This window comes from Halomonas sp. ML-15, assembly GCF_014779595.1.
GTDB lineage: Bacteria > Pseudomonadota > Gammaproteobacteria > Pseudomonadales > Halomonadaceae > Franzmannia.
Genome location: NZ_JACXZT010000001.1, coordinates 300,396 through 327,237, shown reverse-complemented (window position 1 = coordinate 327,237; position 26,842 = coordinate 300,396). Strand labels below are relative to the sequence as shown.

Below are 26,842 nucleotides of genomic sequence, written 5' to 3'. Positions count from 1 at the left end.
TTACAGGCTCGCTGATTTAGCTCATAGCCAGAAGGCGGGCATGGCCCGCCATTTTCAAGCCGTAGGAGTAGTTGTAATGGGATCAGAAAGTGAGACGGCACAGCTACTCTTGGGGCCCGTAGAGATGGTAGTTCTACAGGGTACTGGCTTTTGCAACCTTAACTGTGACTACTGTTATCTTTCGGAAGACAGCCGACAAAACAAATCAAAAATGCCAATTGGAACCACAATTGCAATATTTGAAAAGTTATTGCATAGCCATTACCTTGGAGACGAGGTTCGAGTTAGCTGGCATTCGGGAGAGCCATTAGTACTCAAGCCCGAATACTACCGAGCAGCGATGGATGGCATACTTGAACTTCGGGAAGCACAAGGAAAAAATGTCCAGATCACCTTCGATATTCAGACCAACGGCACTTTGATTAACCAGGAGTGGTGCAACCTTCTCAAGGAATACCACGAATATTTGAGCATTGGGATCAGCTGTGATGGGCCAGAATTTCTCCATGATCAGCACCGTAAGACTTGGCGAGGTATGCCCACACATCATCGAACCCAGCACGGAATGCAGTTGCTGGTTGATAATGGTATTCCGTTCGATGTAACTGCCGTGATATCACCAGAAGGTTTACACTACCCTATAGAGTTTATAGAGTTTTTTTCACCGTTCGTTGAATATGTGCGAGAGTTTCACTTTAATCTCCACGATGAGTTTTTCATTGACAGGGATGTAGAGGAAAAGGTACAAGAGTATACTGAAAGTTATGCTTTTTTTCTTCGCTCGTTGTTAGACTACTGCGATGAAAAGGGGGATTGTAAAATTCCTAGAATTAGAAATTTTTCAACTTTCTACAATCGACTTTTCGTTGATTCTGATAAAAGGCCGGGCTACGATGCGCGCAGCATGTGCAGGCCTTTTAAAACGTTGAGCATTGAGATTAATGGTGATGTTACTACATTTTATGCAGGCTTAACTGTGGACGAATGCAAGGATCTTAAGAATCTTTACGGTGACGGCTGCGGGATGGTAATAGGTAATATACTGACTGATAGCCTGGAAGAAATAGCAAGTAGTGCAAAGCTTGGAAGAATTCAGAAAGATTTCGAGTATAGTCACCGTGCCTGTGAATCCCAATGTGACTATTTCGAATTGTGTTCAGGTGGATACAATCTTATAAAGTACCGTCGTTACGGAAGGTTTGATGCCGTTGAAACGCCCGAATGCAAGGTCCATGTGAAGGCGTTCGCCGATACGCTGATGGACCATATGAATGAGCACTTGTCTCAGTCATGATAACACCTATCGAGTTGCCACTGAGTCGAAGCTTTGTGGATGACAATGAGCCTAGAGTCATTAGGGCTAGGTTAAAGCAAATTGTTCGAAGCCTAAAGTTTACGTGGCATGAAGGAAATTATGCTTTTCGAATCGAAGGCCCTGATACGAGTTATCATGCGGCGGATCCAGACTTGGCGGAAGTCTTGAGTGAGTTTGATTTGACGATTAATCTCGGAAGTTGTTTCGACTATCGCTCACGAAGAGACAAGTATGATCTCTGTTTTGAGGATTGTTGGTCTGGGTATTTTATTTCTGATGAGCTTGCTAAAAACGACAAAGATTTAATTTTGATTCATTTGGATGACCATGCAGATATGATGCCGACATTCTTGACATGGACTCCTGATGGGGTGTTCAACTTGGCCACCGGTCGCCTTTTTAATCCCAAGCGATCACATGACTGGGTGGAAGCCATAAAATCAGGGTGTGTGAGTATTGGAGATTTCATAACACCACTATATTTTGCCGGGTGTAAGGTGCATGTGCGTCACTTGAATAATTTACCAGAGGATAGCAGCCAACCTAGCCAGATTGTTCGCGCACCATGCTCTTACCCTGAGGTTACAAATTACCAGTTTGCCTCTCTGCAAAAAGTATCCACGAATATTCGTAATGGCGATGGCACTTATCGCGCGGGAGATGACCCTGAGTCATTACTTAAAGACATTCCGGAAGGAAAAGTGATATTACATATCGATCTGGATTATTTTATTAACGATTTCAATGGAAATATCGGCACAAACGCGATAGCAAGCCAGTGTGAAATGCGGCGGATGGCCAAGGTTAAATTGTCGCGCTTTTTTACGGCCATTAAACCTCTGCAGTCACGTCTTCAACGCTGTGTAATTGCTACTTCGCCCGGGTTCTGTAGCGTACGGCATTGGAACTGGTTGTTGAAAGAGCTTGGGGCGGGCCTTCCGGCCGGACTGTCAAAGATGCGATAGGAGTATCCGGCCATGTCTGGAATCTACATTCTGGCATCGCGCAGTGAAGCATGCAAGATAGTGGAATGGCTGTCGAGAGAGGGTGAAATCTCTCCAGCCGATGTTTCTGCATTCGTCGATTATCCGGACCTTGCTGAAGGTGAGAAATATCAGTTGCCAAATATTGCCGTCATTGGTTTTAAGAATTTTCTTAAAATATTATCACCCGTGGATATAGTGTTAGTGGCGGGACGTTGTTTTAATGAGGCGGTCAGTGAGCTTTTTGCCGGTGGTTTCAATAATATTTATGATGGTCAGGCTATCTTAGAAAAGGTGGATCTCGCTCACCGATTTAACCTGATTGCTGCTCCCTATCATATTGGTCCAAATTATCCTGAGCTTCTCGACGAAAGCCTCGCTTTTCACCGCTATACTTCCAAGCCGATATCTGTACACCAGATACCACGGCACAAACTATTTGTCGTCAACAGCATGCCAAAGTCCGGTACGGTTTGGATGATAGCCATGTTGGAACGACTGTTAGGAGTAAAGGCAAGACAACAAATAAAATTATCACACGTTATGGATATTGGGATGGACGTGAAAAAACCCAATGTTCACGGTGCCGTGGTCTTGGTGCGCGATCTACGTGATGTGGTGGTTTCCTGGTACCATGATCTTGCGCGCTGTGATCTGCGCAATGGCTTTGCGGAACCACGCTACACAGATATAACTGAATTCTATTTTGATCACATGATTGGTTTTTTAAATGGAAGTAGTCGTTATGCCTTCGGTGACCTGGAGCGTTGGATAGATTTAGTCACTTATAATAGTTTTCCGGTTGTACGTTATGAAGATTTAATCAATGATACGCCTTATTGGTTAAAAAAGGTCATGAATTACTGGAAGATAAGAGTCACAGAGGATATGATCGATGAGGTGGCCAATAGCTTTGCCTTTCACAGGATGCAGCTTACCTTATCAGAACATCATGGGTATATTCCTGATCTTGTTAAATCTGGACACCTGAGGAAAGGTGCTGCTGGTTCCTGGGAGTCGGAGTTGCCACCACTGGTGGCAGAGGATATTCAAAGAAGATTCTCGGTCTATCAACAACGGCTTCGGTATGATCAGTAGAGGACGAGCATTTTATGATTTTAGATGCCCGTAACTCTGAGGTCGCACTTGAACGCTCGGCGGATGTGGCTATTGTCGGCGCAGGTCCGGCCGGGTTGATTTTAGCGAGAGAGTTGTCCGATTACGCCTCCATTATATTGATAGAGAGTGGCGGTATCAAAGCTGATCCACAAGTCGATACCCTGCAAAAAGGGGAGTCTATAGGACTTGACTACCCTCTTTCTGAAACTCGTGCACGTGGTTTTGGAGGCTCTTCATCTATATGGGCGGGCTACTGTGCCCAGTTTGATCGTCATGACTTTCTTCAGCGTTCTTGGGTAGCCAACAGCGGTTGGCCTTTCGGCGTGGAAGTTCTTGAGACGTACTATTCAAAGGTGGCGGGGCTACTCAATCTAGGGGGGGTGAATTTCGACGCCCGAGATATCGCTAGAAAAAATAAAATCTCTTTACCTATTGATAATCACAAATTCACGCCGACAGTTTGGCGCTTCGGTGCACCGATTATTCGTTTTGGAGACCTGTTGCTCAAGGAGTTTTGTTGTAATCCTAACATCACTACTTTTACTAACGCGACCGTGGTGGATATACATTTAGACTCTGAGCATAGTGACGTGACTAGGTTAATATTCCGCACAATGAATGGTCGGCAAGGAGTTATTATACCTAAAATTTTGGTTCTAGCGTGTGGAGGATTGGAAACACCACGTATACTGCTCAATGCTGATAGTCAGATCAAGGCCGGAGTAGGGAATGATAATGACCTTGTAGGGCGCTTCTTCATGGAGCACCCTCACTTTCATATCAAACCTTTAACGTTAACGAAGCCTGAGGCATTCACACATTGGGCTGAACGGGGGGATTTTGACGCTGGAAGCCAGTATTTATCATGCCTAGGGCTTTCTGCCGTAGCGCAGGAAGCACTAAGTGTTACGAATGCAAGGTTACATTTATATAGAACCCCGGGCATGGATGGTTCCGAAACGCCATTCGCTGGATTGTTTATGGAGCAAGCGCCTAATCCTGATTCTCGTGTATCATTGTCTAAGCAAGAAGATTCACTCGGCATGCGGCGCTTACAGCTCAATTGGAGGCTGAACGACCTAGATCGAGTAAGTTTTAAGAGTACAGCGCAAGAGATTGGTGCCGAGCTAGTGAGGAATGGCTTGGGTCGTATGTCTAATTCCATACATAACTCTCTTTTTAACAACTTGTCACCTCTCTACTCTAATCACCAGTTAGGCACCACCCGCATGGCTATATCACCTGATGAGGGAGTGGTTGATTCTAATTGTTGCGTACATGGTCTCAGTAATTTATATATAGCAGGAGGCAGCGTTTTTCCTACCGTTAGCTGGGCTAACCCTACGTTTACGCTTATGTCTCTCGTCTACCGCTTAGCAGATTACTTGCGCGTCAAACTCAACTCAGGAAAAGCACTTTATACGCCAAATGGCTGTGAAGAAAAACTAACTTTCCTAAACCGCCAAGGCAATAAGTATAAAAATTAATTAACATGCTAGGGAGTAATGACGATGATTAACGGATATTCACATGTCGGTGTTTCTACCCATGATATGGAAGGTACGATATATTTCTATACAAATATTTTAGAGTTCAAGCGTGTTTTGGACGAATTAACTCGTATTAATGAGGGTGGGGCTCTAAGGCAAGTCTATTTTGATGTTGGTGGGGCGCAGTATATCGTTTTTATGGAGCCAAAAGATATTGAGGGGATCGCTAGCAACTACGATGCAGGTATAAACGGTGCTCTGGGGCTGCCCGGAGGTATGTATCATTTTTCCTTTCGTGTAAATGATATAGGCGAGTTGGAATCGTGGCGGGAAAAACTCGAAGCGCATTCTGTAGATGTTTCTTCAATTATCGATCTAGGACATGCCAGTTCAATATTTTTTAGTGATCCGAATGGTATTCAGTTAGAGCTTTCTTGTCAGACGCGGCCTTTTTATGACTCGGATATTAATAAAGAATCATACGCGAGCCTTGCCCTTTGACAATACCGAGTAACCATGTTCCTTGCTAAGAGAGACTTGAGAATGATGCTTTCCGAGGAAGATCAGGAAATACTGCGCACAAAGTTGCTCTCGGCCGGCTTCGCGAAGATTCAAGCTGCCATTTCCGAGACCCATCTCGCGGCGTTATGCGAAGAATCGGCAAGGCAGTTTGAGAGGGCCCAGGCTGTCACTGGTGGTGAGGTTTTGGCGTACAGCTCACGCTTGTCAAGACTCGGCCCGGTTGGAATAAGTTTTCTCTCTGGTGAGCCGATGAGGAGCCTATTGTTCTCAGCATTTGGCCAAGCATACTTACTTAACCCCCATAGCAGCTGTTACACTTATTATCGCGAGGGCGATTATATAGCTGTCCACCGAGACGATGCCAGCGGTTGCGAAATTACTGCGCTAGTGTATCTCGTCGCTGAGTCTCCAGCGCCAGGGAGGCCTGATTCAGGTCTTTACTTTGATATCTATCAAGATAACGATGGGCGCCCGGGAAACCTGTTTTGCAGTATTAAAACTATGCGCGGAATACTTATGTTAGGTCACGGTTCGAAGGTTTGGCATGGCCGTAAATCGTTGTTGGCAGGCGAGAGAGTCGATATGGTAGCCGCCTGTTTCACCTCCCACTGACAAGCTAGCTGATATTGCGTCAGATATTTGGTTCTTCTTTTTATCCGTCTAGTGAACACACCTCTGGGGAGTGGCGCCTTTGCAAATGTAGGAGCGAATTTATTCGCGATGGGGTTGGGATGGTGCGGCAGCGAAGGCTACCCGGTCTCGACCGCCATGCTTGGCCGCGTACATGGCTTGATCGGCGCGGGCCAGGAACGCCTCGGCCGTGTCGCCAGGCCTGAACTCGGCGATACCGGCTGAACAGGTCTGCTCGCGAGGGGTGCGTTGTCGCATACGCTCCACTACCTGACGGGCCTCATCAATATTGGTATCGGGCAGCAGCACCACGAACTCCTCTCCGCCGATGCGGGCCAGCAGATCCGCTGGACGCAGGATAGGACGCCATGCGCCTACCAGCTCATTGAGCAGGATATCGCCTGCGGCGTGCCCATAGGTGTCATTGAAACGCTTGAAGTAGTCCAGATCCATGAAAGCCAGCGTCAAGGGGGAGCCGGACCGCTGTGCACGGGACATCTCTCGTTCCAGCTCGTCGCCGAGATGCCTGCGATTGGCAGCACCGGTCAACGGGTCCGTGCGCGAGAGCTTTTCCAGCTCATGGGCCTGACGGTTGGTTTTTCGCATCAGTCCCGCCATGCGATGCATGACCAACAGGAACAGCAGGGTTGAGCAGATGGCGGCTACGCGCACGACCTCAACATCGACGCCGGCCGTCAGGAGAATCACCGCCGGGGCCATCATGGAGGCCGCGCCAAGCACGATGAGGCGTTGGCTCGACAACTCGGCGCTGGAGATAGGGGGACACGGCTCGACCGACGCTGACGGGTGCCATATCGCGGTCACGATCAAGGCATAGGCCACTAGCCACAGGCCATCCGTTATCCCGCCAGGCTCGTACCAGCCGGCGGAGTTGCCGTGCGCATAAAGCATGTCCGCGGCGAGATAGGCCAGCATGCCGTACAGCAGGAAAAGGTGGGCCGTGATTCTGGCGCGGTGCAGGAAGACAAGTCTCAGGATCAGCGGCAATAGAATCAGGTCCGCAACGGGGTACGCCGTCGAGACAAAGAGTTGTAGCAAGGTGAGGTCGGGGGCCTCGAGGTACGGTGCGATCAGCAGCGCCCATCCCGGAACGGCCGCCGCGATACCGACAATGAGCGCGTCGCTGAGGGCGCCGTCGTCACGACCGCTACGCTGTCCCAGCATCCAGAGCGCGGCCATGAAGAGCGGATAGATGGCGAGATAGAAGGCATCGGCAATTGATGGGAAGGGTTCCAGTCCACGCAGATCCAACCAGAACCAGATGGCATGACCGCTCGCGGCTAGCCCCAGCGCACTCGCGATCAGCAGCCACGCGGTGGGGCGGAACAGCTGTGATCGCCGCTTCACCGCAAGCGCGACGGCGACTGCTGCTAGCAGCGTGGCGGCTATATAAACTGCGCTGGCCAGGGGGCCGTAAGGAACCACCACATAGAGCAGGGTGAGTAAGAGCCCCCCGATGAGCAGCCATCGCCAGGCGTCTCTTGAGGCAGATACCTCATTAGGCACCGCATAGGCGTGAGTCGCACCATCAGAGTCGCCGCGTAACTGCTTCATCATTAACCTGTTCTTGATGGCCAAGTTGCTTCTGCGTTGAGTTCCAGGAGGCCATTCGCTGGGTGTGGAAGCGTATCCAGTTGGACTCCTGCCTGCAATGGGGCGATTCGGGTAGTGGTGCGGGGGCAGCAGTCCTGCATTCTTCTCAGGATCATCAGGGTAGTCATGAGGAAAGCGGTTGCGGCACCGATAAATGTGGGAGCGAATTTATTCGCGATGGGGTTGGCTTGGCCTGGCAGCGCTGCGCGCTGCATCGCGACTGAAGTCGCTCCCACAGTGGGGAGTGGCGGCAGCGTTATCAGTTCTGTCCAGCGTCTGACATGCTAGACTCGCTGCTGATCAAAACTAACATTGTAACGACGCAGGGGATTCCTTCCATGCCATCACTTAGTGTGTTGCGCTGCCTGTTGTTTGTGCCGTTCCGTTCCACTTTGCTTGCCGCTGTGCTGTGGCCGGCTGTTACCGCCCTGGCTAGTCCCGAGGTGGTGGTATTCCAGCAGGGCGAGGAGGAGATCCGGGTACCGGTGTCTGAGCTGCGCGAGCGTGCCGATGTGCGTTTTACCTTCTACGAACCCTACCTGACCGAAGAGGTGGAGGTGGCCGGGCTGGTGTTCCGCGATCTGCTCGAGGAGCAGTTCGGCGAGGTGCCCGAGGAGTTGACCTTTACCACCTGGGATGATTACCAGGCGACCCTGGGAGGGTGGGATGACCCCAACTGGATTCTCGTTACGCATCAGGCCGGTGAACCGCTGAGTCTGCGCGAGCGCGGCCCGGTACGACTGGTGGAGCGCGACTACGGTAACCGAGACACCGGTAACCTGCGCAACTTCAATGATTGGATCTGGATGATTCGTGGGATCGAGGCCCCGTAGTGAACCCTCCCATTCGCAGGCGGCGCACTCCGAGTTGGCTGTGGCTCAGCCTGATAAGCTTCACGGCGCTGATGGTCTTGATCGCTTATGAAACGCGCTGGGTGCATCCCGATATTCACGCCTATTTCAGCCAGTCCGGCAATTTGACCGGCCAACAGCTGGCCACTCGTTCTCGCCGCTACCTGGAGGAGGGGCTGGGCATCCTGCTGGAGGAAGAAGAACCTGACGCCATACAGCAGGCCCGCTTACGGATCGAGCTAGGCTATAGCCTGTTCGATATCGGTCTCTATCGGAACGAGTACGCCTGCACGGTGCCGAGCCTGCAGCGGCTGGATGGTCTGCATGACATGCTTGGCCGTGATGTGGTGCCGCCGCCAGCGCTGCTTAGCCAGGACCTGCTGCAGCCGATCCGCTGCCTGACCGAGATCGAAATGGACCAGCTCGACCGCCGCGGCGAGGTGACCAATCGCTTCGTGGAAGAGACGCGCCGCCACCAGGCCCTGGTACTGATAGGGAGCCTGGTGATCTATCTGCTGGGGCTGCTGTTCTGGGGGATGCATATGTTCAAGCACCGGGTGGCGGATCGTGCCACCCGGGAGAGCCTGCGCTGGATGGCTCAGGCCTTGCGTGATCCGCTCACTGGCGTCGGCAACCGCAGCGCGCTGCATGACGATGTCATGGTCGAGCCTGGTCGTTCGGTGGGGCTGCTGCTGATCGATATCGATTACTTCAAGCAGTACAACGATGCCCTGGGCCATCCCGACGGTGACCGGGTGCTGCGCGAACTGGTTGCACTGATTGACCAGGCCCTGGGAGGCAGCGCGCGGCTCTACCGCATGGGCGGCGATGAGTTTGCCGCGCTGCTGCCCTGTGATGACATCGAGACCCTGGAGCAGGCCTGTGCCTCGGTGGTGGAGGAGGTGCGTCGAGCGGCGCTGCCCCATCCCGGGCATCCCGCCAATGAGCATGTCACCTTGAGTGTGGGCGGGGTCCAGTTTACCGCCGGGCATGAGGCCTTTGCCGCTGCCTATAGCGCAGCAGACCAGGCGCTTTATCAGGTCAAGGCTGGGGGGCGTAATGGCTGGCAGGTGGCCGGCACTGGCCAGGTGCTGCTTCGCGACTGATGTCGTTCTTGCATTGGGAATGGCTCCGTGAGCGAGCGTGGGAGTGATTTCAGTCATGATGGGGTTGGGTGGCTTGGCCCGGCAGCGCTTGGATTTCTCTTGTGCTACGTTACACTTTAAAGTGTAACCATAATCCCGTCGACTCGCGGTTCGAGACTTTACTGCGATGAGGAGGACTACTAGATGCACGCTACTGTAAAAGATCTTCGCCTTCGGGCTCGGGCGTTGCTGGCGGCCACGCAGCGCGGCGAAGTCGTCGAAATTACCTATCGCGGCAAGCCCTGCGCGCGGTTGATAGGGCTGGAGGACAATCAACTTGACGTGCGCACTACACGTAACCCTGCCTTTGGACTCTGGGCTGACCGGGAGGAGATGGACGTTGATGACAATGTTCGCCGGCTTCGCGCACCGCGTAACCTCCGAGCCGATCCGTAATGTTGGTCGATACCGATGTGCTGATCTGGAACTTGCGGGGCAATAGCACTGCGGCGGAAAAGCTGGATGAGATGGTAGGTTTCGCGATCTCCGCCGTCAGCTACATGGAACTGGTTCAGGGGCTGCGCAACAAGCAGGAGCTTCATCAGTTACGCCAGGCAATGCGCTATTGGGAGGCTGAGCTGGTTCATCTAGATGAGGGAATGTCGGCGCGTGCCGCTTTTCTAGTCGAGAGCTATGCACTCAGCCACAGTATGCAGATGGCCGACGCGTTGATTGCCGCCACTGCGATGGAGCTGGGATTGCCGCTGCTAACCGCCAACGATCGCCATTATCGACACATCGATGGCCTGGAGATCGAGGTCTTCCGCCCGATTCGCAACGAGGGAGGTGGTTAGGCAGCGCTGCGCGCTGCAATCGCGAATAAATTCGCTCCCACATTGGCCTTGGCGCCATCGTCCCTCCCACAGTGGCCTTGGCGCCATCGTCCCTGTGGGAGCGGTTTCAACCGCGATGCAGCGCGTAGCGCTGCCGGTTAGATCAACCCCATCGCGAATAAATTCGCTCCCACACTAGGGGAGTGGCGCCGTTGGTAAATGTGGGAGTGACTTCAGTTACATTCGCTCCCACATTAGAAGTCCCTCCTACCTTGGGTCAGGCACCTGGCCGAGTATATCGAGGCTGTTGCCTAGCTGCTTTTCAATTGCCTGGCCGATGGCGAGGAGTCTGGCGTCCTGCCAGGGGCCGGCCATGACTTGCAGGCCTACGGGCATGTTGGCGGCGTCGCGGCCGACCGGCAGGGTGAGGGCGCAGAGGCCCATGAAGTTGGCCATGACGGTGTTGCGCAGCGCCTTCATGTTGGCCTTGGGGTATGCGCCCTCGGGTTCCAGGCTCTCCAGCGTAGGCGGGGTGATGGCCACGGTGGGGGTCAGGATGGCATCCACCTGGCCGAGGCGCTCGGCCGCGGCGCGAGAGAGGTCGTCGATCACCTGGCGGCGGCGCACGTACTCCCAGCCGGGCATGCCGTCGGCGGCGGCGATGCGCGCGGCGACATTGGGGTCGAGTGCCTCGATGGCGTCCGGCAGCGAGGTGTGCAGGAAGGCGGCGAGCTCGGCGGCGGCGACGCCGCCCTGCTGGAACAGCGTAAAGGCGTCGTCGGTTTTCGGAAGCTCCAGGGTGACGATGCGCGCGCCGGCGGCTTCGAGCTGCTTGATGGCTTGAGCTACCGCTTCTGCGATGCCGGGGCTGCAGTCGTCCCAGAAGAAGTGCTCCGGCACGCCGAAGGTCAGGTCGGCCAGGTCCGGCGTGGCGGGCACGGCGCCGGGCGCGGGGCTCAGGCCGGAGTCGAGGGCGTCGAAGGCAAACGCCAGGTCATCCACGCGGCGGGCCAGCAGCCCCGGAGTGTCCAGGGTAGTCGAGAGCGGCACGATCTGGGCGGTGGACCAGCGGCCCACGGTGGTCTTGAGACCGGCCACACCGGTCATGCTGGCCGGCACGCGCACCGAACCGGCGGTGTCGGTGCCGAAGGCCAGGCCCGCGGTGCCGCTGGCCAGGGAGACGCCGGCACCTGAGCTCGAGCCGCCTGGGGTGCGATGATCAACGGGATCCCAGGGGTTGCGCGGGGCGCCGTGGTGGGCATTGGTGCCCAGTCCGCCGAAGGCGAACTCGACGGTGTGGCTCTTGCCCATGACCACCGGCAGCTGGTTGAGCAGGGTGCTGACCACCGGCCCAGGAGTTTCCCACTCGGCGGGAAGCCGACGCGACGAGCCGGCAAAGGTGGGCAGCGCGGGCACGGCGTAGATATCCTTGATCGAGACGGGAAGGCCCATCAGCGCGCCGGCGTCGCCGCCTTGCTGGAGGAGGGCATCGGTGGCCCGGGCGAAGGCCAGGGCGGCGTCGCCGTTCCAGGTCTTGTAGGCGTGGTCGTGCTCGCCGCGGCTGCGGTAGGCCTGCATGGCGCTGTCGGCGAGGTCAACGGCGCTGACGCTGCCGTCGCGCAGCGCCCGGTGCAGGGCGCGTAGCGGCTGTTGGAGCGGTGCTGTGGTCATGGGGTGGCTCCTGGCGATTAGCGAATTTCGAAGATCGATTCCACTTCGACGGCGGCGTTACCCGGCAGGGTGGCCACGCCGATGGCGGTGCGAGCATGGCGGCTGGCGTCGCCGAACAGCTCGATGAAAAGCTCCGAGGCGCCGTTGATCACCAGCGGCACGTCGTGAAAGCCGGGGGCGACATTGACGAAACCGTTCATCCTGACACAGCGCACCACGCGGCTCATATCGCCATCCACGGCATCATGCAGGGCGGCGAGAAGATTCAGCGCGCAGGCCTGGGCAGCGAGCTTGCCGGTTTCCAGGTCGAACTCGGCGCCTACCTTGCCGGGGTAGAGGACGTCGCCATGCAGCTCACAGATCTGACCGGCCAGGAACAGCTGGTTGTCGAGCCGCGACCAGGGCCGGAAGGCGCCGCGGGGGTCGGGGATGGGGGGCAGGCTAAGGCCGCGTTCGGCCAGGGCATCGGCGAGGTGCATGGTAGCTCTCCTGGTGGTGGGTAATAGAGTAGTGGGTAATGAAAGTATCAACGGCCGAGCAGGGTGCCCGCGGTGTCGGCCAGGGCGCGCACGGCGATCTCGGCATCGTCGCGCTCGATATGCTCATCGGGATGATGGCTGATGCCGTCGCGGCACGGCATGAACAGCATCGCGGTAGGGCAGCGATGCGCCAGGTGGATGGCATCGTGGAAGGCGCCGGACACCAGCTGCGGCGCGTCAGGGGCGTAGGCCTTGACGCTGGCATTGAGCATCTCGACCAGCTGGCTATCGAACTCCACCGGCGGGACCCTCGAGCTGGCCTTCAACTCTACCGTGCACCCGGACCACTGCTTGGCGCCGAGGCGTTGGAAGGTCTCATCCAGCGCTGCCAGCACCGCGGCACTGGGGTGACGCAGGTCGATGGAGAACGTCGCTCGCTGGGGAATGGTGTTGGTGGCATTGGGCTCGAGGGCGAACTTGCCGATGGTGAAGCGTACCGACTCGCCGTGCTCGGCCACCGCTTCGCGCAGCGCGGTGATCAGCGCGTGGGCGCCGGTGAAGGCGTCGCGTCGCGCGTGTTCGGGCGTGGTGCCGGCGTGATTGGCCTGGCCCTGTACCGTCACGCTGTACCAGTTGACGCCCTGAATGCCCTGCACCGCGCAGGCTGGCACCCCCAGCGATTCCAGTACCGGCCCCTGTTCGATATGCAGCTCCAGAAAGGCGAAGGGGGTGAAGGGATCGGGCCGATAGTTCACCTGATGGGCGTCGAGTCGTTCCAGGCAGCGAGCCAGGGCATCGGCAAAGCTTACGCCGTCATCGTCTTCGGCCGCGAGAATGCTGGCCGCCTCGCGCTGGCCGGCAAACCACGATGACCCCGACGCGCCGGGCGCGAAGCGCGCGCCCTCTTCGTTGGTCCATGACACGACTTCAATCGGGCGCCGATGAGCGATGCCGTTGGCCTGCAGTGCACGCAGCACCGCCAGGCCGGCGAGTACGCCGAGGGTGCCGTCGTAGCTGCCGGCGCTGGGCTGGCTGTCGAGATGGCTGCCGATCAGCAGCGGCGGCAAGTCGGGGTCCTGACCTTCGCGGCGCAGGAAGATGTTGCCCATGGCGTCGTAGAAGGCCTCGCAGCCCAGTGCGCGACCCTGATCGACCAGCCAGCAGCGGGCCTTATTGTCGTTATCGTCCAGGGCCAGGCGACGCAGGCCGCGGGGTGTCAAGGCGCCGATCTTGGCCTGCTCGAGCATGTCATCCCAGAAGCGCTGGCCGTCGATGCTTGCGGCGAGTGATGTGAGGGTGTTCATGGTCTGCGTCTCCTCGGTAGCTCGTTCAGTAGATCAGCGATGGTACCCAGGTGCTGAGCACTGGCACGTAGGTGAGGATCAGCAGGGCGATAAACATCATCAGGATCAGCGGCAGGCAGGCCTTGAAGACCTCCACCAGGGACATCCGCGAGATGGCCATGGCAACGAACAGGTTCAGGCCGACCGGCGGCGTGATCATGCCCACCGAGAAATTCACCAGGGTGATGACGCCGAAGTGCACGGGGTCGACGCCAACGCGGCCGGCAATCGGCTCGAGCAGAGGCGAGAGCACAATGATCGCCGAGGCGCTGTCGAGGAAGAACCCGGCTACGATCATGACCACGTTGAACAGTGCCATGACCATGATCGGGTCTTCGGTGAGCGACAGGACCTGGTTGGCCAACTGGGTGGGGGTGCCGGTGATCGCCAGCAGCCAGGAGAACGCCGAGGCGCCGGCGGTGATCAGCAGCAGGGTCGCCGAGGTGAGGCCCGAGCTGCGCAGCGTGCCGAGCAGGTCGCGCCAGCCGATGGTGCGATAGATCACCATGCCGACGAAGAGGCCGTACATGCAGGCCACCGCGGCGGATTCGGTCGGCGTGAACAGGCCGCTGTAGATGCCGCCGAGGAGGATGAACGGCAGCCCCAGGCCCCAGGCGGCGGACTTGAACGCTGCAATGACCTCTTTCAACGAAGGGAAGGGCGCGCGGGCGTAGCCCTTGATCGAGGCGTAGACGATGCAGTAGGCGATCAGCAGCGAGGCGATCAGGATGGCGGGGATCAGCCCCGCGGCGAACAGCCGGCCCACCGAGGTGCCGGTGACCGAGCCGTAGATGATCAGCGCGATGCTGGGCGGCACGATGGGCCCCAGGGTGCCGGCGGTGGCAATCAGGCCGATGGCGAAGCGCTTGTCGTAGCCGGCGGCGACCAGGGCGGGAAACATGATCGAGCCGATCGCCACCACGGTGGCCGGACTGGAGCCTGAAATGGCGCCGAACAGCAGGCAGGAGAGCACGGTGGCGGCCGCCAGCCCGCCAGGGACCCAGCCCACCAGCGCTTTGGCGAGTTCGATCAGCCTGCCGGAGAGGCCCCCAATGCGCATCAGCTCGGCGGCGAGGATAAAGAACGGGATCGCCATCAGCGAGAAGTTGTTCATCCCGGTGAACATGCGCATGGGCACGATGACCGGATCGGTGGTGCCGAAGAACTGAATGGCAAGAAAGACCGCGAATGCCAGGGCGGCGAAGATCGGCAGCCCCAGTAGCAGCACCGCGAAGAAGATAGGCAGAAGTGCCGTAATCATAACGAACTCCAGGCGTCAGACGAGCTTGTCTTTTCCGGCGGCAAGCTCTTCAGCGAGGCTGACCGGGGGTTTGGTCCAGGCTTCATGGATGAGCCATAGGTAGCGGACTACCAGCAGCAATCCGGAGATGGCAATCGGCAGGTAGAACCAGGCCATGGGCAGACGCAGCGCGGCCGTTCTCTGGCCTCTTCCCAAGGTGTTGAAGAAGAGCTGAAATCCGTAATAGACCATGAAGCCGGCAAAGATGATGCCCAACACCGCGGCGGTGATATGCAGCCAGCGGTTGACGGCCGGGGACACGAAGGCATTGAGCACGTCGACCGAGATGTGCACGCCATGACGCACACCCATGCTGGCACCGACGAAACTCATGCAGATGATGGAGTAGATGACGACTTCTTCCACCCAGAACAGCGAGCTGTTGAAGCCGTAGCGATAGATCACCTGGAGGGAGGTAAGCACGGTGGCAATCGACATGAACACCACCATCGCCACGCCTTCCACGTGATCGAGAATCTTGTTGAGCGTTGCGAACATGGTTAGGCCATTTCGTAGAGAAACGCGTGATTGAGGGCGGGCGCCGCGAGGGCGCCCGGGTTGTCTCAGTACTCGATGCCGACCACGTCATAGACCTTGTGGAGCAGGTCGGTGGTCACGACGTCTTCATACTCCTCATGCACCGGCAGGCTGGCCGCGACGAAGGCTTCGCGGGCCTCTGCGGTGATCTCGTTGATCTCGATCTCGCCCTCCAGCGAGGCCATGATGTTCTCTTCATCCTCGAGGGTCAGTTGGCGAGACGCGGTGCGACCGTTGTCGAAGGCCTCGCGCATGACGTCCTGGAGGTCGTCGGGCAGCGAGTTCCACGAATCGGTGTTCATTACCGCGGCATAGGCGTGGTAAGCGTGATTGGTCAGCGACAGGTAGTCCTGCACCTCATGGAAGCGCATGGTGTAGATGTTGGCCAGCGGGTTTTCCTGACCGGACACGACGCCTTGCTGCAGGCCGTTGTAGACCTCGGTAAAGGCCATGGCGGTGGCGTTGGCATCGAAGTTTTCGTAGGTGGAGATGATGATCGGGGCCTGCATGGTACGCATGCGGATGGCCTCGAGATCTTCCGGGCTCTCGATGGGGCGGTCGTTGTTGGTCATGTGGCGGAAACCGGCGCCCCAGAAGTTCACGCCGTACATGTTGTGATCACTCAGGGTATCGAGAATCTCGCGGCCTACGTCGCCGTCCAGCAGCTCGACCATGGTGTCGTAGTCGGGAATCAGGAACGGCAGGTCGAGAATCTGCAGACGCTCTTCAAAGTTGCCGAGCGTGGCAGACGGCGGGATCCCGATATCCACCAGACCCATCTGGATCTGCTCGATGATCTCGACGTCGCCACCCACCTGGGCCGCCGGCAGTACGTCGATCTGGATGCGGCCGTCGGAGTTCTCTTCCACCTCTTCCTTGAAGCGCAGCGCGGCCTGGCCATTGGGGGTGTCTTCGATCAGCACGTGGGCGAAGGTAAAGGTGTAATCGGCGGCGTTGGCCTGGCTGATGCCGAAGGTGGCGGCTGCTACGGCGGCAACCAAGGACGTCTTGATAAGCTTGTTATTCATGTTGTACCTCTGCGGGTCGTTGGGTTTGTTCGTTGCTACGGGGCTGATGGCCCTGAGGAGTCGTCACGCGGCGCTGGCGGACGTCAGGGTTTTCAAGCTCGCCTCGAGGGGCCCCGGTGTAGATGAGGCGAGCAAGACGGAGAGTGCCAGGCGAGCCTTGCGAGCACTGAGATCCTGCAGCGAGATGGCGCCTGCGTTCTCCAGGTCGCAGAGGCTGCCGGCAAACTCATAGACGCTTTCGACCGGCCCCCTGTGGCAGTTGCTGACAATCACCACCGGCGTGCCGTTGGCGACGGCCGCGGCGATATGGGAGGGCCAGGTCGGCGGCACATGGCCGCGGCCCAGGGCGTCGATGACCAGGCCCCGGCTGCCGTTGGCGATGGCCGCTTGGATCATGTCGGGAGGGGCGCCGAGATATGCCGGGAGGATATCGACGCGGGGCAGTGTCTCGGTGAGGGGGGCGCTGGTGGGACGCGGCCGCACCGGCCTGGCGGCCAGGTGGACGCGAGCACCGTCGATATAGCCGAGCGGCCCGGTTTCCGGGGCGGCAAAACCCTCCAGTTGGAAAGTGCTGACCTTGCGCACCTGGCGCGCAGCAAACAGCGACTGATTGAACAGCACCAGGGTGCCTAGCCCCCGCGCCTCTGGCGAGGCCGCCAACCGGATGGCATCGGCGATATTGCGAAAGGCATCGGTGCCCGGCTCGTGGGGGGCGCGCTGCGACCCGGTGATCACCACCGGGGTCTGGCCGGGTAGGGTGATGTCGAGGAAGTAGGCGGTTTCTTCGAGGGTATCGGTACCGTGGGTAATGACGATCCCCACCACCTCCGGCGACTCGGCGAGCGCCAGGCACTGTTTTCGCAGCAGCAGCAAGTCATCGAGCGTAATGGCATTGCTGGGCTTTTGCAGAACAGAGCGTACGTCGATCTGCGCCGTCAGCCCCTCCGGCAGTGCGACCTGAGACAAGAGCGACTCACCCGCGAGTGCCCCGGAGCGGTGACGCCCTGAGTCAGTCTGTCCACTGGCAATGGTGCCGCCGGTGGTCAATACCACGAGCTTGGATGTTGTCATTATGATACCCAATATCTTTACATGGCAGACATCTGATGTCTGATGTCATGTGGTCTATACTAGTCATCGAACTGGCGCTCTTGCAAGGTAGTGTTGGCATTAGCTTATTCTTTGTGGCTCCAGCCACCTGTTTTGTTTGATAAAATGCGGTACGACTGACAACAGCGAGAAAACACATGAGTCTGACCCCCCGGCTCGCGACGCGGCCCCTCTCGAGTGACTCCTTTGGCGGATCCATCGAGCGCAGTTCCGTCGCCATGCAGATTCTTGAGCGGATCAAGACGGCCTTGATTCGTGGGGAACTCAAGCCAGGTGACTACCTCCCGTCGGAGAGCGAGCTCACGCACAGCCTGGGCATCGGCAAGTCGAGCGTGCGCGAGGCGATCAAGATGCTGCAGGCGATCGGGGTGGTGGAGGTGCGCCGCGGGCAGGGCACCATGATTCGTCGCGAGCCGGGTGACCCGATCGTCGACCCGATGGCCTTCGGGATGATTCTCGCCAGGGGAATGACCCGCGACGTGATGGAGTTTCGCCTGATGTTCGAGCCGGCCTATACCCTCCAGGCCATGCACAACGCGACGCCGGAGGATCACGCGCGTATCCGCCAGGCGATCAAGGATATGGAGGCCGCCATCAACAATGGGGAGCAGACCGCCCACCACGATGGGGCCTTCCATCGGGCGATCCTGAACGCGACCCACAACCCCATGACCATTCGGGTGGGGGAGACGCTGATCCAGCTGATCGAGGCCGCCCTCGAGACCTCGATGCAGACCCTGCCCGAGGTGGCGTTGAAGGATCACAAGGCGATCTATGCGGCCTTTGAGGCGGGCGATGCCGCGGGCGTGCAGGCGGCCATTCAGGTCAGCAGCGAGAGCTGGGAAACCAATCTCACCTATGTGGATTAGTGGGTAAGTGGCATCGCGAATGGCGCCCCTGGCAAACGTAGGAGCGAATTTATTCGCGATGGGATTTCCGGGCAGCGCTGCGCGCTGCAATCGCGGTTGAAACCGCTCCCACAATGGGCGTGGTGCCCTTGGCAAACGTAGGAGCGAATTTATTCGCGCTGGGGGTGGCTAGCCTGGCAGCGCTGCGCGCTGCATCGCGACTGAAGTCGCTCCCACAGATCGCGGTTGAAACCGCCCCACAAATCGCGAATGACGTCGCTACGACTTTTCAATTGAGCTATTTATGGAAATTCCTCACCAGCGCTTGATCTACTTCCAGTTGACGGTGGAGACCGGGTCGATTCGTGCCGCGGCGTCGCGGCTGGATATCGCCGCGTCGGCGGTAAGTCGGCAGATCGGCCTGCTGGAGACGGCGCTGGATGCCACCTTGCTGGAACGGCGTCGTGACGGCGTGCGGGCCACGCCGGTGGGGGAGATGCTGCTCGACTACTGCCAGCGGCGCACTCTGCTCGACCGCGAGTTCAGCGATGCGCTGGATGCCTATCAGCGGCTGGAGACCGGACAGATCACCCTGTGCATCGGCGAGGGTTTCGTGGGCGATGTGATCGACCATCCGCTGCGCGAGTTCACCGAGGCGCACCGCGGCGTGCGTCTGGAGGTGGACACCGGCAGCACCAAGGAGATCATCGAGTCGGTGGTCAACGATGAGGCGCATATCGGCTTGATGTACCACGAGCAGGTGCATCCGCATCTGCGCTTCTGGTGCTCCACGCGCCAGCCGCTGGTGCTGCTGATGTCGCCCTGCCATGCGCTGGCAAGCGATAGGGCGCCGCTCACCATCGAGCAGCTGGCGGCCTATCCCATGGCGCTGTGGCATCCTGGGCACGGCGTTCGGGCGCTGGTCGATGCGGCGTTTCGTGAGGCGGGCCACCGCCCGGTGGTGGGGATCCAGACCGGCTCGCTGGAGGTACTCAAGCACTCGGCGCGGGCATCGCTGAGCGTGACGCTGTTGCCGCGCTTTGCCGCGGCCAGGGAGCTGGAAGAGGGCACCCTGGTGGCGCGGGATGTGGTGGGGCGCCGCTTCAGTGAAGCCAACGCCCATATGGTGACCCGTATCGGCCGGCGCATGCCGCGGGCGGGGCTGCAGCTGCTGCGCCATCTGCAGCACTGGATGAGTGCCTTTCGCTGCGATGTCCCGCCCACCAACAAGCGCTAGTCTGCCGCGCTAGCGGCTGCCGTAGCCCATGGCGGCACTAGCTTTCGGCGCGGTTTCCACCCAGACGCTGCGGGTGGTGGTGTATTCGCGCAGGCCGTCGAGGCCGCTGGAGCGGCCGTAGCCGCTGTCGCCGAAACCGCCGAAGGGCGACATCACGTTGATGCTCTTGTAGCCGTTGACCCACACCGTGCCGGCACGCAGCTGGTGGGCGACGCGTAGCGCCTTGCCGGTGTCCTGGCTCCACACCGCGCCGGCGAGGCCGAACGCAGTGCCGTTGGCCAGCTCGATGGCGTCGGCCTCGTCCTCGAAGGTCATCACCACCAGCACCGGGCCGAACACTTCCTCGCTGGCGATGGCCATGTCGGGGCGCACCTTGGTGAGGATGGTGGGGGCGAGGAAGTTGCCCTGGGCGGCGTCGTCCGGCAGGCCCGCCGGGCGTGTGCCGCCGGTCAGCAGTTCGGCGCCTTCGGTCACGGCGGCGTCGATAAGCTGGCGCACGCGCTGATACTGGGCGGCGTTCTGCAGCGGGCCCATGCGGGTGGCCTCTTCACCCGGCAGGCCGACCTCGATGGTGGCCGCAGCAGCGGCCAGGCGCTGGCAGAAGGTCTCCGCGATATCTTGCTGCAGTAGCAGCCGCGAGCCGGCCACGCAGCTCTGGCCGGCAGCGGCGAAAATTGCCGCCTGGGCGCCGGCCACCGCATCGTCCAGCGGGGCATCGGCAAACACGATATTGGCCGACTTGCCGCCCAGCTCCAGCACGCTGGGTACCAGCCGCCGGGCGCCCGCTTCGGCAATCAGGCGGCCGGTCTCGGGGGAGCCGACGAAGACCAGCTTGGCGACCTGGGGATGGGTGGTGAGGGCGCTGCCGGTGGTATGGCCGAGGCCGTTGACGATGTTGATCAACCCCGGTGGCAGTCGACCGCTGTGTTCCAGCAGCATGGCCAGCACGGCGGACGTCAGCGGGGTCAGCTCCGACGGCTTGAGCACCGCAGCATTGCCGGCGGCCAGCGCCGGGGCGAGCTGCCAGCCGCAGGTGAACAGGGGGGCGTTCCAGGGCGTGATCTGGCCAACCACGCCATAGGGCACGCGCTGCACGTAGTTGAGGTGAGTGCTGGGCACGTCGATCACCTCGCCGTGCTGCTTGTCGCACCAGCCGGCGTAGTACTCGAACATCTCGCGAACCTTGTCGACTTCGCCGCGGCAGTCGCGAATCGGTTTGCCGGCGATCAGGCTCTCGAGCCTGGCCAATGGCTCTTCGTGGCCCTCAAGGCCGCGGGAGGCGGCCTGCATGCGCCGGCCGCGTTCGCTGGCGCTGAGCGCCATCCACTCCTGCTGAGCGCTGTGGGCGGCCTCGATGGCCTGCTCGACGAGGGCCTCGCCAGCGTCCTGGTAGTGCAGCAGCGGCAGGTTGGTGACCGGGTCCTGCAGGGTGATGGTCTCGCCGCTGCCGGCGACGAACCGGCCTTGCACCCAGTTGGCACTGGGCTGCTGAGGGTCGAGCCCGTAGGCGTCGAGCAGCAGGCGCAGGCGGTCGCATGCCTGTTGTGTCAGGGTATTCATGCGCGGTCCTCCTTGTGCCGGTCGGCAACATACTGCTTGGCCGCTTCCAGCAGATGCAGGGTGATGCGATTGAAGTCGTCGCCATCGTCCAGCGATAGCGCTTCGTCGTGCCAGGCGTCGCGAACCCGTTCGAGCAGCCCGTCATCGAGGCCTAGCCGCTGGGCGGTCTGGTGGGCAAGGCGCAGGTCCTTGCGCATCAGGCCCATGCTGAAGCCGGAGTCGAAACTCGCGTCGAGAATCCAGCGCGGGAAATTGACCTCGCTGACGGCGCTGCGACCCGAGCCGCTGTTGAGGCCCTGGAGACAGGCGGCGGGGTCGACCCCGGCACGCTGCGCCATGGCCACGGCTTCGGCGGTGGTCAGCAGGTGGGCGGCGCACAGGTAGTTGTTGGCGAGCTTGACCACGTGGCCGCTGCCGGCCTCGCCGACGTGGGTGATGCTCTTGGTCATTGCCTCGAGGAGCGGCCTGGCGCGCTCCAGCGTGGCGGGTTCACCGCCCACCAGCATGCCGAGCTGCCCGCTGTGGGCGCCTCCGGGGCCGCCGCTGACCGGGGCGTCGAGCCACGCCAGGCCGGCGGCGATCACCTTGACGGCGAGCTGGCGGGACTCCACCGGATCGCTGGTGGAGGTGTCGATGATCAGGCTGCCCCGGGTGGCCTGTTGCACCAGGCCGGGGGAGCGTTCGAGGACGTCGCCGACGTGCTGTGAGGTGGGCAGCGACAGCAGGTAGGCGTCGCTCGGCGCGAGGGCGTCCGGGGCGGCGGTGTCGATGCCGTCGGCGGCGAGGCGGGCGCGCGCCTGGGGGTCGATATCGCTGCCCTGGACCCGGAAGCCGGCCTTGTGCAGGGTCAGGGCCATGCCGCGGCCCATATTGCCGAGGCCAATAACGGTAACGGTGGTGATCAAGGTGACCTCCAGATCAACGAGCGTCGGATTGGCGGGATAGCAGCGTCTGAACGAGCTGGGTCCAGTACGCCACGCCGATGGGCGCCAGGGCGTCGTTGAAGTCGTAGTGGGGGTTGTGCAGGGCGGCGCTGTGTTCGCCGTTGCCGAGCCAGATATAGGCCCCGGGGCGCTCCTGGAGCATAAAGGCGAAGTCCTCCGAGGCCATGCTAGGGGGCAGGTCGCGGTGGACGCGGGCAACCTGCGGCATGGCCTCGAGCACCTCGGCGCAGCGCTGGGCGTGCTCCGGGGTGTTGAAGGTCGCCGGGTAGCGCGGCTGGTAGTCGAGGTGCGCCGTCAATCCATGGAACTGGGCCAGAGCATCCACGGCGTGCTGGAAACGCTGCGCGAGATGCTCGCGCAGCGGCTCGTCGAAGCAGCGCAGGGTGCCGCGCAGTTCAAGCGTCTCGGGGATGACGTTGAAGGCGTCGCCAGCGTGGATCTGGGTAACGCTGAGCACCGCCGTCTGATGCGCCGGGGTTTCGCGGCTGATCAGGCCCTGCAGCTGGGTGACCAGCTGCGAGGCGGCGAGGATCACGTCGCTGCCCAGATGCGGCATGGCGGCGTGGCAGCCATCGCCTGTTAACGTCAGCGTGAAGACGTCGAAGGCGGCCATCACCGCCCTGTCGTGTACCGCGGCCTCGCCGACGGGGAGCCCGGGCCAGTTGTGGACGCCGTAGACGGCCTGCATGGGAAAGCGTTCGAAGAGCCCTTCCTCGACCATCACGCGGCCACCGCCTTCGCTCTCCTCGGCGGGCTGGAAGATGAAGTGCACCCGACCAGCGAACTCCGGCGCGCGAGCCAGCTGGCAGGCGGCGCCCAGCAGCATGGTGGTGTGGCCGTCATGGCCACACGCATGCATTTTACCGGGAGTCTGGGAGGCGTAGGCGAGGCCGGTGGCCTCGGGCACATCCAGGGCGTCGATATCGGCGCGCAGGCCGATGCTGGGGCCTTCGCCGAGGCGGCCATCGAGGCTGGCAACGATGCCGGTGCCGCCGCCGAGGCCGGTGACGATGTCGAGCCCGGCCCCGCGCAGGATTTCGGCGATCCTGCGGCTGGTGCGATGCTCCTCGAAGGCGGTCTCCGGGTGCTGGTGGAAGTCATGACGCCACTCGCGCAGCGTCTCGTCATCGATCCTGGGGATCGCGTTGGCGCTTATGTTCATGATTCACCCCTTCACAGCAGCAGGTTGGCGATCAGAGCGGACGAGACGAAGGTGCCGGTAAAGACCAGCAGCGCCAGGATCACCAGCTTCCAGCCGGCCTGGCGGAACATCTTCAGCTCGCGGGTGGTCAGCGCCAGGCCGGCGTAGGCCAAGACCGGGGTGACGATGGCGAGGAAGTTCACCGCACTGAGCTGTTCGACCAGCCAGGCATTGCCGGGTGCCCAGGGCAGGGTGAACAGAATGCTGACCAGCGAGACCCAGGCCACGCCGGGCAGATAGAAGGGCGCGAAACGGGTGACGGTGAGACCGATCATGGTCATGACGTAGAGGATCAGCATGCCTGGCAGGGCCTCGATCAGGCCGGCACCGTTGATGGTGTTGGCGACCCAGGCAACGCCGCAGGCGGCGGCCATGACGATGGCGGTCTTGCCGAGGTTCTGCTCGGGGCGCGGCTCGGCGGGGATGTCGCTGTCGTCAGTGGCGGTGACCTGGGCGCCAACCGGCTTGGCCTTGCGCTTGCCGCTGAGCAGGGTGTAGAGCTTTTCGGCGATGGGCAGAGCCACGAACAGCGTCAAGTAGAGCCCGGTGGCGTAGGTCATCAGGTTGCTGGCGCCGGAGAAGGCGAGCAGTTCATCGCGCATCTCGGGCAGCGTGCCGGCGATGGCCGCGGAGCAGGCGGCGACCATGCTGCCGCTGCCGACGCCGCAGGCCATGGCAAGTGCGCGCGGATCGAGAATGTCCAGCGAGGTCAGGTAGCCTGCCATCAGGGCGAACCACAGGGTGCCGAACATGGTGCCGACGACATAGGTGCCCATCACGCCGATGCCTTCCGGCCCCTTGAGGCCGTACTTGTCGGAGATCACCGCGATGTTGGGCTCGCGGGCGATGGAGTAGGTGGCGCCGATCGACTCGCGGCCCATCTTGAATACCAGTACCGCCACCGGCAGGGCGATCAGCATGGTGCCGAGATTACCCAGTTCCTGGAGAATCAGCGCCGGACCGGCATCGACGAGGTCCTCGATGGCGGGACCGATGGTGGTGCCGAAGCGGGCGATGAACGGCATGATCGAGAGCAGGATCAGCGGGCCGGCGGCCTCGCTGATCCGCTGAGGAAAGACCTTGGCCGCGGTGCGTGTGACGTTGGGGTTGAGCAGTACCCCGAGAATGAAGGCGTAGAACAGCGGCAGCAGCAGCAGGGAGCCGGGCCCCATGGGGATCTGCTGAATGCCGATGAATTCGGAGAGTAGCGAAACGAGTATGACCAGCGCATGCAAGCGCCAGTCGAGTAGCGTCGAGAGAGGCATGGGACGTCCTTCCTGGTCGGGTTGTGATTGTTGCTATGCCTGTGGTGTACGTCCCTGAGTATTGTGAAGCCCCCTGCACTAATGAAAGCTGAAGTGTGTTCTTTTTTTTAGAGCGCAAACGCGATCATACCTTCATGACCTTCACCCCGTAGTCCACTGGATTGACGATATCCTCCAGCTTGCCAATCTGGGCAAAATCGCCACTGCCAACCACATTGTCGATGTTGGTATCGGGAAAACGCAGGTTCTTGACGATATGGACCCGGATCGGCATGCCCTTCCCGTCGATGTCCATGACCCAGGCGAGGAAGCCGCCGGAGAACTTGGCCAGGCTGCCGATCGGGTAGAGTCCATAGACTTGGATATACTCCACCAGCACGGTCTTGTCGTAGGCGGCGTTTGCCTCATGAATCCTGCGGTAGGCATCGAGCGGGGGGCGGGGGGGAATGCCATTATGCGCATAGCGCTGCTTGTTGACCGCCTTGATCACCGATACCAGCCGAACCAGCTCTGACAGCGACTCGGCGCGCTTCCCGGCCGGGTACCCGCTACCATCCAGACGCTCGTTGGCATTCTCGAGCACTTCCCGGCAAATGGGGCTCGGCGTCCAGTTCAGCTCACGCAGCTTGTCGCGCAGAACAGTCACGTGCCCTTGCAGAATCGCCTTCTGCGCAGGGTTCATGTTGACCTTGAGCGACGGCAGCTGTGGTCCGATCAACAGCGGTTTACCCATGGTGTGCAGCAGGGCGCCGAGCACGGCTTCCCGCACCCTGGGGTCATGCGGGTCGCGTATGGTCAACATGTCAGCCAGCTGACCTGCTACCTGCACGGCATGGCGGACCCAGTCCGGCTCTTCGCGAAGGTACGCCAAGGCATGCAGCAAGGTTTTTCGGTCCTGCTCCACCAGGTAGCGCAGGGTGTCGACGCAGTCATAGAAGAGTTCTTCGGGGAACAAGTCGCGGGTCTTCATGTACATCAAACCCACCTGAAGCTGGTGAGCAATATTGACCACACCGCGCTCCATGGGCGACTGGCGCGAGTCCACCTCGCGCTCTTTGCTTTCACGCTGCAGAATCTTCTTCTCCTTGGCACCGGGAATGAAGAGAGGGGAGTGGTGCGTCATTTTATCGTTGGCCCCGGTGCGGTAAGCCGCTTCGCGCTCAGACTCGCCGACGTATCGGAACAAGGCCTCCGTTTGAAGCGACGTCAGATCAGTGAACTCGATGCCGACCGCGGCGTAGCCATGATTGCCGAAGGGGCGGATATGCCGGACCTTGCCGGCGGCGAAGAAACTTTCACCGTTGGGAAATTCGATCGTGACACCCGGAACTCGCTGCTCCACGTTGATCGCGATGCTTTCGGCAAGATCTATGTCGACCATGCAGCCACCCACCGACAGGTTACGCAGCCGCCCGGGGACGTTGAGCTCATGCAGGTAGACCTCGATGCTGACGCGGGCCTGCATGCCGAGAATGAAGGGAATCCGGATAGCCCCTCGGTTTTCGGCGACGAAGACAGACTCGGGGAGCTGGCACTCCAGGCGATACAGTGTGCTATCGGTCTTGGTCAGCTTGGCAACCACATTGCTGAGACTGTAAGTCTCACGCTCGAGGGCCTGGGGCCCCTTCAGCACCTCGAGATCGAAGCTTAATGCCCCCCTGGCCAGGTAGCGCTCGATATCCTGGCCGGCATATTCCACCTCCAGCACCAGGCGGCCAGTGTCCATGTCCAGCTCTAGCACGTCGGCTTTCAGGGAGTAAGCCATGTCCTTGGCGTACAGTGTCAGCTCGTGATTCTGCAGCAATAGCGAATGAATCACGGTAGCCGAGGGGTTGTCATGTCGAACGGGAACGGCCATGGGTGATACCTGCGCGTGC

General features: G+C 59.9%; 24 protein-coding genes. 11 read left to right on the top strand and 13 right to left on the bottom strand.

Features of this window, described 5'->3' with window-relative positions; translation table 11 throughout:
- The first annotated feature begins 40 nt into the window (after positions 1 to 40).
- Genes IEI94_RS01515 through IEI94_RS01495 form a run of 5 tightly spaced genes read left to right on the top strand, consistent with a single transcriptional unit; the run spans position 41 to position 5,408 of the window.
- Entirely contained in the window at positions 41 to 1,294 is a 1,254-nt protein-coding gene (locus tag IEI94_RS01515; protein ID WP_191164861.1) for a radical SAM protein, read from the top strand.
- Positions 1,291 to 2,280, top strand: a complete 990-nt coding sequence (locus IEI94_RS01510; protein WP_191164859.1) for a hypothetical protein — start codon at positions 1,291 to 1,293, stop codon at positions 2,278 to 2,280. The genes IEI94_RS01515 and IEI94_RS01510 overlap by 4 nt, the downstream gene beginning before the upstream one ends.
- A 12-nt stretch (positions 2,281 to 2,292) precedes the next feature.
- The gene (locus IEI94_RS01505; protein WP_191164857.1) at positions 2,293 to 3,396 is read left to right on the top strand and encodes a sulfotransferase domain-containing protein; all 1,104 of its coding nucleotides are present in this window, start codon (positions 2,293 to 2,295) and stop codon (positions 3,394 to 3,396) included.
- A gap of 14 nt (positions 3,397 to 3,410) precedes the next feature.
- Entirely contained in the window at positions 3,411 to 4,904 is a 1,494-nt protein-coding gene (locus tag IEI94_RS01500) for a GMC oxidoreductase (protein WP_191164855.1), read from the top strand.
- A 24-nt stretch (positions 4,905 to 4,928) separates the two neighbouring features.
- Positions 4,929 to 5,408, top strand: a complete 480-nt coding sequence (locus tag IEI94_RS01495) for a VOC family protein (RefSeq protein ID WP_191164853.1) — start codon at positions 4,929 to 4,931, stop codon at positions 5,406 to 5,408.
- A 732-nt stretch (positions 5,409 to 6,140) separates the two neighbouring features.
- Here the strand turns inward: IEI94_RS01495 and IEI94_RS01490 are convergent.
- Complete coding sequence (locus IEI94_RS01490; RefSeq protein ID WP_191164852.1) at positions 6,141 to 7,637, bottom strand: GGDEF domain-containing protein; 1,497 nt, start codon at positions 7,635 to 7,637, stop codon at positions 6,141 to 6,143.
- A gap of 374 nt (positions 7,638 to 8,011) precedes the next feature.
- On the opposite strand from IEI94_RS01490, the gene IEI94_RS22510 reads away from it, so the two are divergent.
- From IEI94_RS22510 to IEI94_RS01470, 4 genes are all read left to right on the top strand, one after another.
- Entirely contained in the window at positions 8,012 to 8,506 is a 495-nt protein-coding gene (locus tag IEI94_RS22510) for a hypothetical protein (RefSeq protein ID WP_224749860.1), read from the top strand.
- Positions 8,506 to 9,630, top strand: a complete 1,125-nt coding sequence (locus IEI94_RS01480) for a GGDEF domain-containing protein (RefSeq protein WP_318153337.1) — start codon at positions 8,506 to 8,508, stop codon at positions 9,628 to 9,630. The genes IEI94_RS22510 and IEI94_RS01480 overlap by 1 nt, the downstream gene beginning before the upstream one ends.
- A gap of 183 nt (positions 9,631 to 9,813) precedes the next feature.
- Positions 9,814 to 10,065, top strand: a complete 252-nt coding sequence (locus IEI94_RS01475) for a type II toxin-antitoxin system prevent-host-death family antitoxin (RefSeq protein WP_191164851.1) — start codon at positions 9,814 to 9,816, stop codon at positions 10,063 to 10,065.
- The gene (locus tag IEI94_RS01470; protein WP_191164849.1) at positions 10,065 to 10,463 is read left to right on the top strand and encodes a type II toxin-antitoxin system VapC family toxin; all 399 of its coding nucleotides are present in this window, start codon (positions 10,065 to 10,067) and stop codon (positions 10,461 to 10,463) included. Before IEI94_RS01475 ends, IEI94_RS01470 begins: the two co-directional genes overlap by 1 nt.
- Positions 10,464 to 10,709: 246 nt before the next feature.
- Here the strand turns inward: IEI94_RS01470 and IEI94_RS01465 are convergent, their stop codons facing one another.
- The 7 genes from IEI94_RS01465 to IEI94_RS01435 form a co-directional block, all read right to left on the bottom strand.
- Positions 10,710 to 12,113 (bottom strand): amidase, encoded by a 1,404-nt coding sequence (locus tag IEI94_RS01465; protein ID WP_191164847.1) that lies wholly within the window; start codon positions 12,111 to 12,113, stop codon positions 10,710 to 10,712.
- A 17-nt stretch (positions 12,114 to 12,130) separates the two neighbouring features.
- A complete protein-coding gene (locus tag IEI94_RS01460; RefSeq protein ID WP_191164845.1) occupies positions 12,131 to 12,592 on the bottom strand; it encodes a RidA family protein in 462 nt (153 codons plus the stop codon).
- Positions 12,593 to 12,639: 47 nt separating this feature from the next.
- Positions 12,640 to 13,896 (bottom strand): M20 family metallo-hydrolase, encoded by a 1,257-nt coding sequence (locus IEI94_RS01455; RefSeq protein WP_191164843.1) that lies wholly within the window; start codon positions 13,894 to 13,896, stop codon positions 12,640 to 12,642.
- 25 nt (positions 13,897 to 13,921) lie between these two features.
- Entirely contained in the window at positions 13,922 to 15,196 is a 1,275-nt protein-coding gene (locus IEI94_RS01450; RefSeq protein ID WP_191164841.1) for a TRAP transporter large permease, read from the bottom strand.
- Positions 15,197 to 15,211: 15 nt separating this feature from the next.
- Positions 15,212 to 15,733, bottom strand: a complete 522-nt coding sequence (locus IEI94_RS01445; protein ID WP_191164839.1) for a TRAP transporter small permease — start codon at positions 15,731 to 15,733, stop codon at positions 15,212 to 15,214.
- A 65-nt stretch (positions 15,734 to 15,798) separates the two neighbouring features.
- Positions 15,799 to 16,800, bottom strand: a complete 1,002-nt coding sequence (locus IEI94_RS01440) for a TRAP transporter substrate-binding protein (RefSeq protein WP_191164837.1) — start codon at positions 16,798 to 16,800, stop codon at positions 15,799 to 15,801.
- A gap of 63 nt (positions 16,801 to 16,863) precedes the next feature.
- On the bottom strand, positions 16,864 to 17,871 hold the full coding sequence (locus IEI94_RS01435) for an asparaginase (RefSeq protein ID WP_191164835.1): 1,008 nt from the start codon (positions 17,869 to 17,871) through the stop codon (positions 16,864 to 16,866).
- Positions 17,872 to 18,047: 176 nt separating this feature from the next.
- Here IEI94_RS01435 and IEI94_RS01430 point away from each other — a divergent pair, with 176 nt between their 5' ends.
- On the top strand, positions 18,048 to 18,779 hold the full coding sequence (locus IEI94_RS01430) for a FadR/GntR family transcriptional regulator (RefSeq protein ID WP_224749859.1): 732 nt from the start codon (positions 18,048 to 18,050) through the stop codon (positions 18,777 to 18,779).
- Positions 18,780 to 19,062: 283 nt separating this feature from the next.
- Positions 19,063 to 19,995 (top strand): LysR family transcriptional regulator, encoded by a 933-nt coding sequence (locus IEI94_RS01425; RefSeq protein ID WP_191164833.1) that lies wholly within the window; start codon positions 19,063 to 19,065, stop codon positions 19,993 to 19,995.
- A 9-nt stretch (positions 19,996 to 20,004) separates the two neighbouring features.
- Here IEI94_RS01425 and IEI94_RS01420 read toward each other — a convergent pair whose 3' ends face one another.
- The 5 genes from IEI94_RS01420 to IEI94_RS01400 form a co-directional block, all read right to left on the bottom strand.
- Positions 20,005 to 21,555, bottom strand: a complete 1,551-nt coding sequence (locus IEI94_RS01420) for an aldehyde dehydrogenase family protein (RefSeq protein ID WP_191164831.1) — start codon at positions 21,553 to 21,555, stop codon at positions 20,005 to 20,007.
- The gene (locus IEI94_RS01415; RefSeq protein ID WP_224749858.1) at positions 21,552 to 22,460 is read right to left on the bottom strand and encodes an NAD(P)-dependent oxidoreductase; all 909 of its coding nucleotides are present in this window, start codon (positions 22,458 to 22,460) and stop codon (positions 21,552 to 21,554) included. Before IEI94_RS01415 ends, IEI94_RS01420 begins: the two co-directional genes overlap by 4 nt.
- 13 nt (positions 22,461 to 22,473) lie before the next feature.
- Positions 22,474 to 23,661 carry a M20 aminoacylase family protein gene (locus IEI94_RS01410; protein WP_191164829.1) on the bottom strand — a complete coding sequence of 396 codons (1,188 nt, stop codon included), beginning with the start codon at positions 23,659 to 23,661 and terminating at the stop codon, positions 22,474 to 22,476.
- An 11-nt stretch (positions 23,662 to 23,672) separates the two neighbouring features.
- Positions 23,673 to 24,965: a DUF3100 domain-containing protein gene (locus tag IEI94_RS01405; RefSeq protein ID WP_191164827.1), complete on the bottom strand. Its 1,293-nt coding sequence runs from the start codon at positions 24,963 to 24,965 to the stop codon at positions 23,673 to 23,675.
- Between the two features lie 124 nt (positions 24,966 to 25,089).
- A complete protein-coding gene (locus tag IEI94_RS01400) occupies positions 25,090 to 26,823 on the bottom strand; it encodes a PilZ domain-containing protein (RefSeq protein ID WP_191164825.1) in 1,734 nt (577 codons plus the stop codon).
- Positions 26,824 to 26,842: the final 19 nt, after the last annotated feature.

Excerpts from the sequence above, each read along its gene's own strand:
- IEI94_RS01500 (WP_191164855.1), top strand. The coding sequence starts at position 3,411 with ATGATTTTAGATGCCCGTAACTCTGAGGTCGCACTTGAACGCTCGGCG.
- IEI94_RS01490 (WP_191164852.1), bottom strand. The coding sequence starts at position 7,637 with ATGATGAAGCAGTTACGCGGCGACTCTGATGGTGCGACTCACGCCTAT.
- IEI94_RS22510 (WP_224749860.1), top strand. The coding sequence starts at position 8,012 with ATGCCATCACTTAGTGTGTTGCGCTGCCTGTTGTTTGTGCCGTTCCGT.
- IEI94_RS01410 (WP_191164829.1), bottom strand. The coding sequence starts at position 23,661 with ATGAACATAAGCGCCAACGCGATCCCCAGGATCGATGACGAGACGCTG.
- IEI94_RS01495 (WP_191164853.1), top strand. The coding sequence starts at position 4,929 with ATGATTAACGGATATTCACATGTCGGTGTTTCTACCCATGATATGGAA.
- IEI94_RS01400 (WP_191164825.1), bottom strand. The coding sequence starts at position 26,823 with ATGGCCGTTCCCGTTCGACATGACAACCCCTCGGCTACCGTGATTCAT.
- IEI94_RS01505 (WP_191164857.1), top strand. The coding sequence starts at position 2,293 with ATGTCTGGAATCTACATTCTGGCATCGCGCAGTGAAGCATGCAAGATA.
- IEI94_RS01455 (WP_191164843.1), bottom strand. The coding sequence starts at position 13,896 with ATGAACACCCTCACATCACTCGCCGCAAGCATCGACGGCCAGCGCTTC.
- IEI94_RS01510 (WP_191164859.1), top strand. The coding sequence starts at position 1,291 with ATGATAACACCTATCGAGTTGCCACTGAGTCGAAGCTTTGTGGATGAC.
- IEI94_RS01420 (WP_191164831.1), bottom strand. The coding sequence starts at position 21,555 with ATGAATACCCTGACACAACAGGCATGCGACCGCCTGCGCCTGCTGCTC.
- IEI94_RS01425 (WP_191164833.1), top strand. The coding sequence starts at position 19,063 with ATGGAAATTCCTCACCAGCGCTTGATCTACTTCCAGTTGACGGTGGAG.
- IEI94_RS01445 (WP_191164839.1), bottom strand. The coding sequence starts at position 15,733 with ATGTTCGCAACGCTCAACAAGATTCTCGATCACGTGGAAGGCGTGGCG.
- IEI94_RS01515 (WP_191164861.1), top strand. The coding sequence starts at position 41 with ATGGCCCGCCATTTTCAAGCCGTAGGAGTAGTTGTAATGGGATCAGAA.
- IEI94_RS01465 (WP_191164847.1), bottom strand. The coding sequence starts at position 12,113 with ATGACCACAGCACCGCTCCAACAGCCGCTACGCGCCCTGCACCGGGCG.
- IEI94_RS01430 (WP_224749859.1), top strand. The coding sequence starts at position 18,048 with ATGAGTCTGACCCCCCGGCTCGCGACGCGGCCCCTCTCGAGTGACTCC.
- IEI94_RS01460 (WP_191164845.1), bottom strand. The coding sequence starts at position 12,592 with ATGCACCTCGCCGATGCCCTGGCCGAACGCGGCCTTAGCCTGCCCCCC.
- IEI94_RS01435 (WP_191164835.1), bottom strand. The coding sequence starts at position 17,871 with ATGACAACATCCAAGCTCGTGGTATTGACCACCGGCGGCACCATTGCC.
- IEI94_RS01470 (WP_191164849.1), top strand. The coding sequence starts at position 10,065 with ATGTTGGTCGATACCGATGTGCTGATCTGGAACTTGCGGGGCAATAGC.
- IEI94_RS01450 (WP_191164841.1), bottom strand. The coding sequence starts at position 15,196 with ATGATTACGGCACTTCTGCCTATCTTCTTCGCGGTGCTGCTACTGGGG.
- IEI94_RS01440 (WP_191164837.1), bottom strand. The coding sequence starts at position 16,800 with ATGAATAACAAGCTTATCAAGACGTCCTTGGTTGCCGCCGTAGCAGCC.
- IEI94_RS01405 (WP_191164827.1), bottom strand. The coding sequence starts at position 24,965 with ATGCCTCTCTCGACGCTACTCGACTGGCGCTTGCATGCGCTGGTCATA.
- IEI94_RS01475 (WP_191164851.1), top strand. The coding sequence starts at position 9,814 with ATGCACGCTACTGTAAAAGATCTTCGCCTTCGGGCTCGGGCGTTGCTG.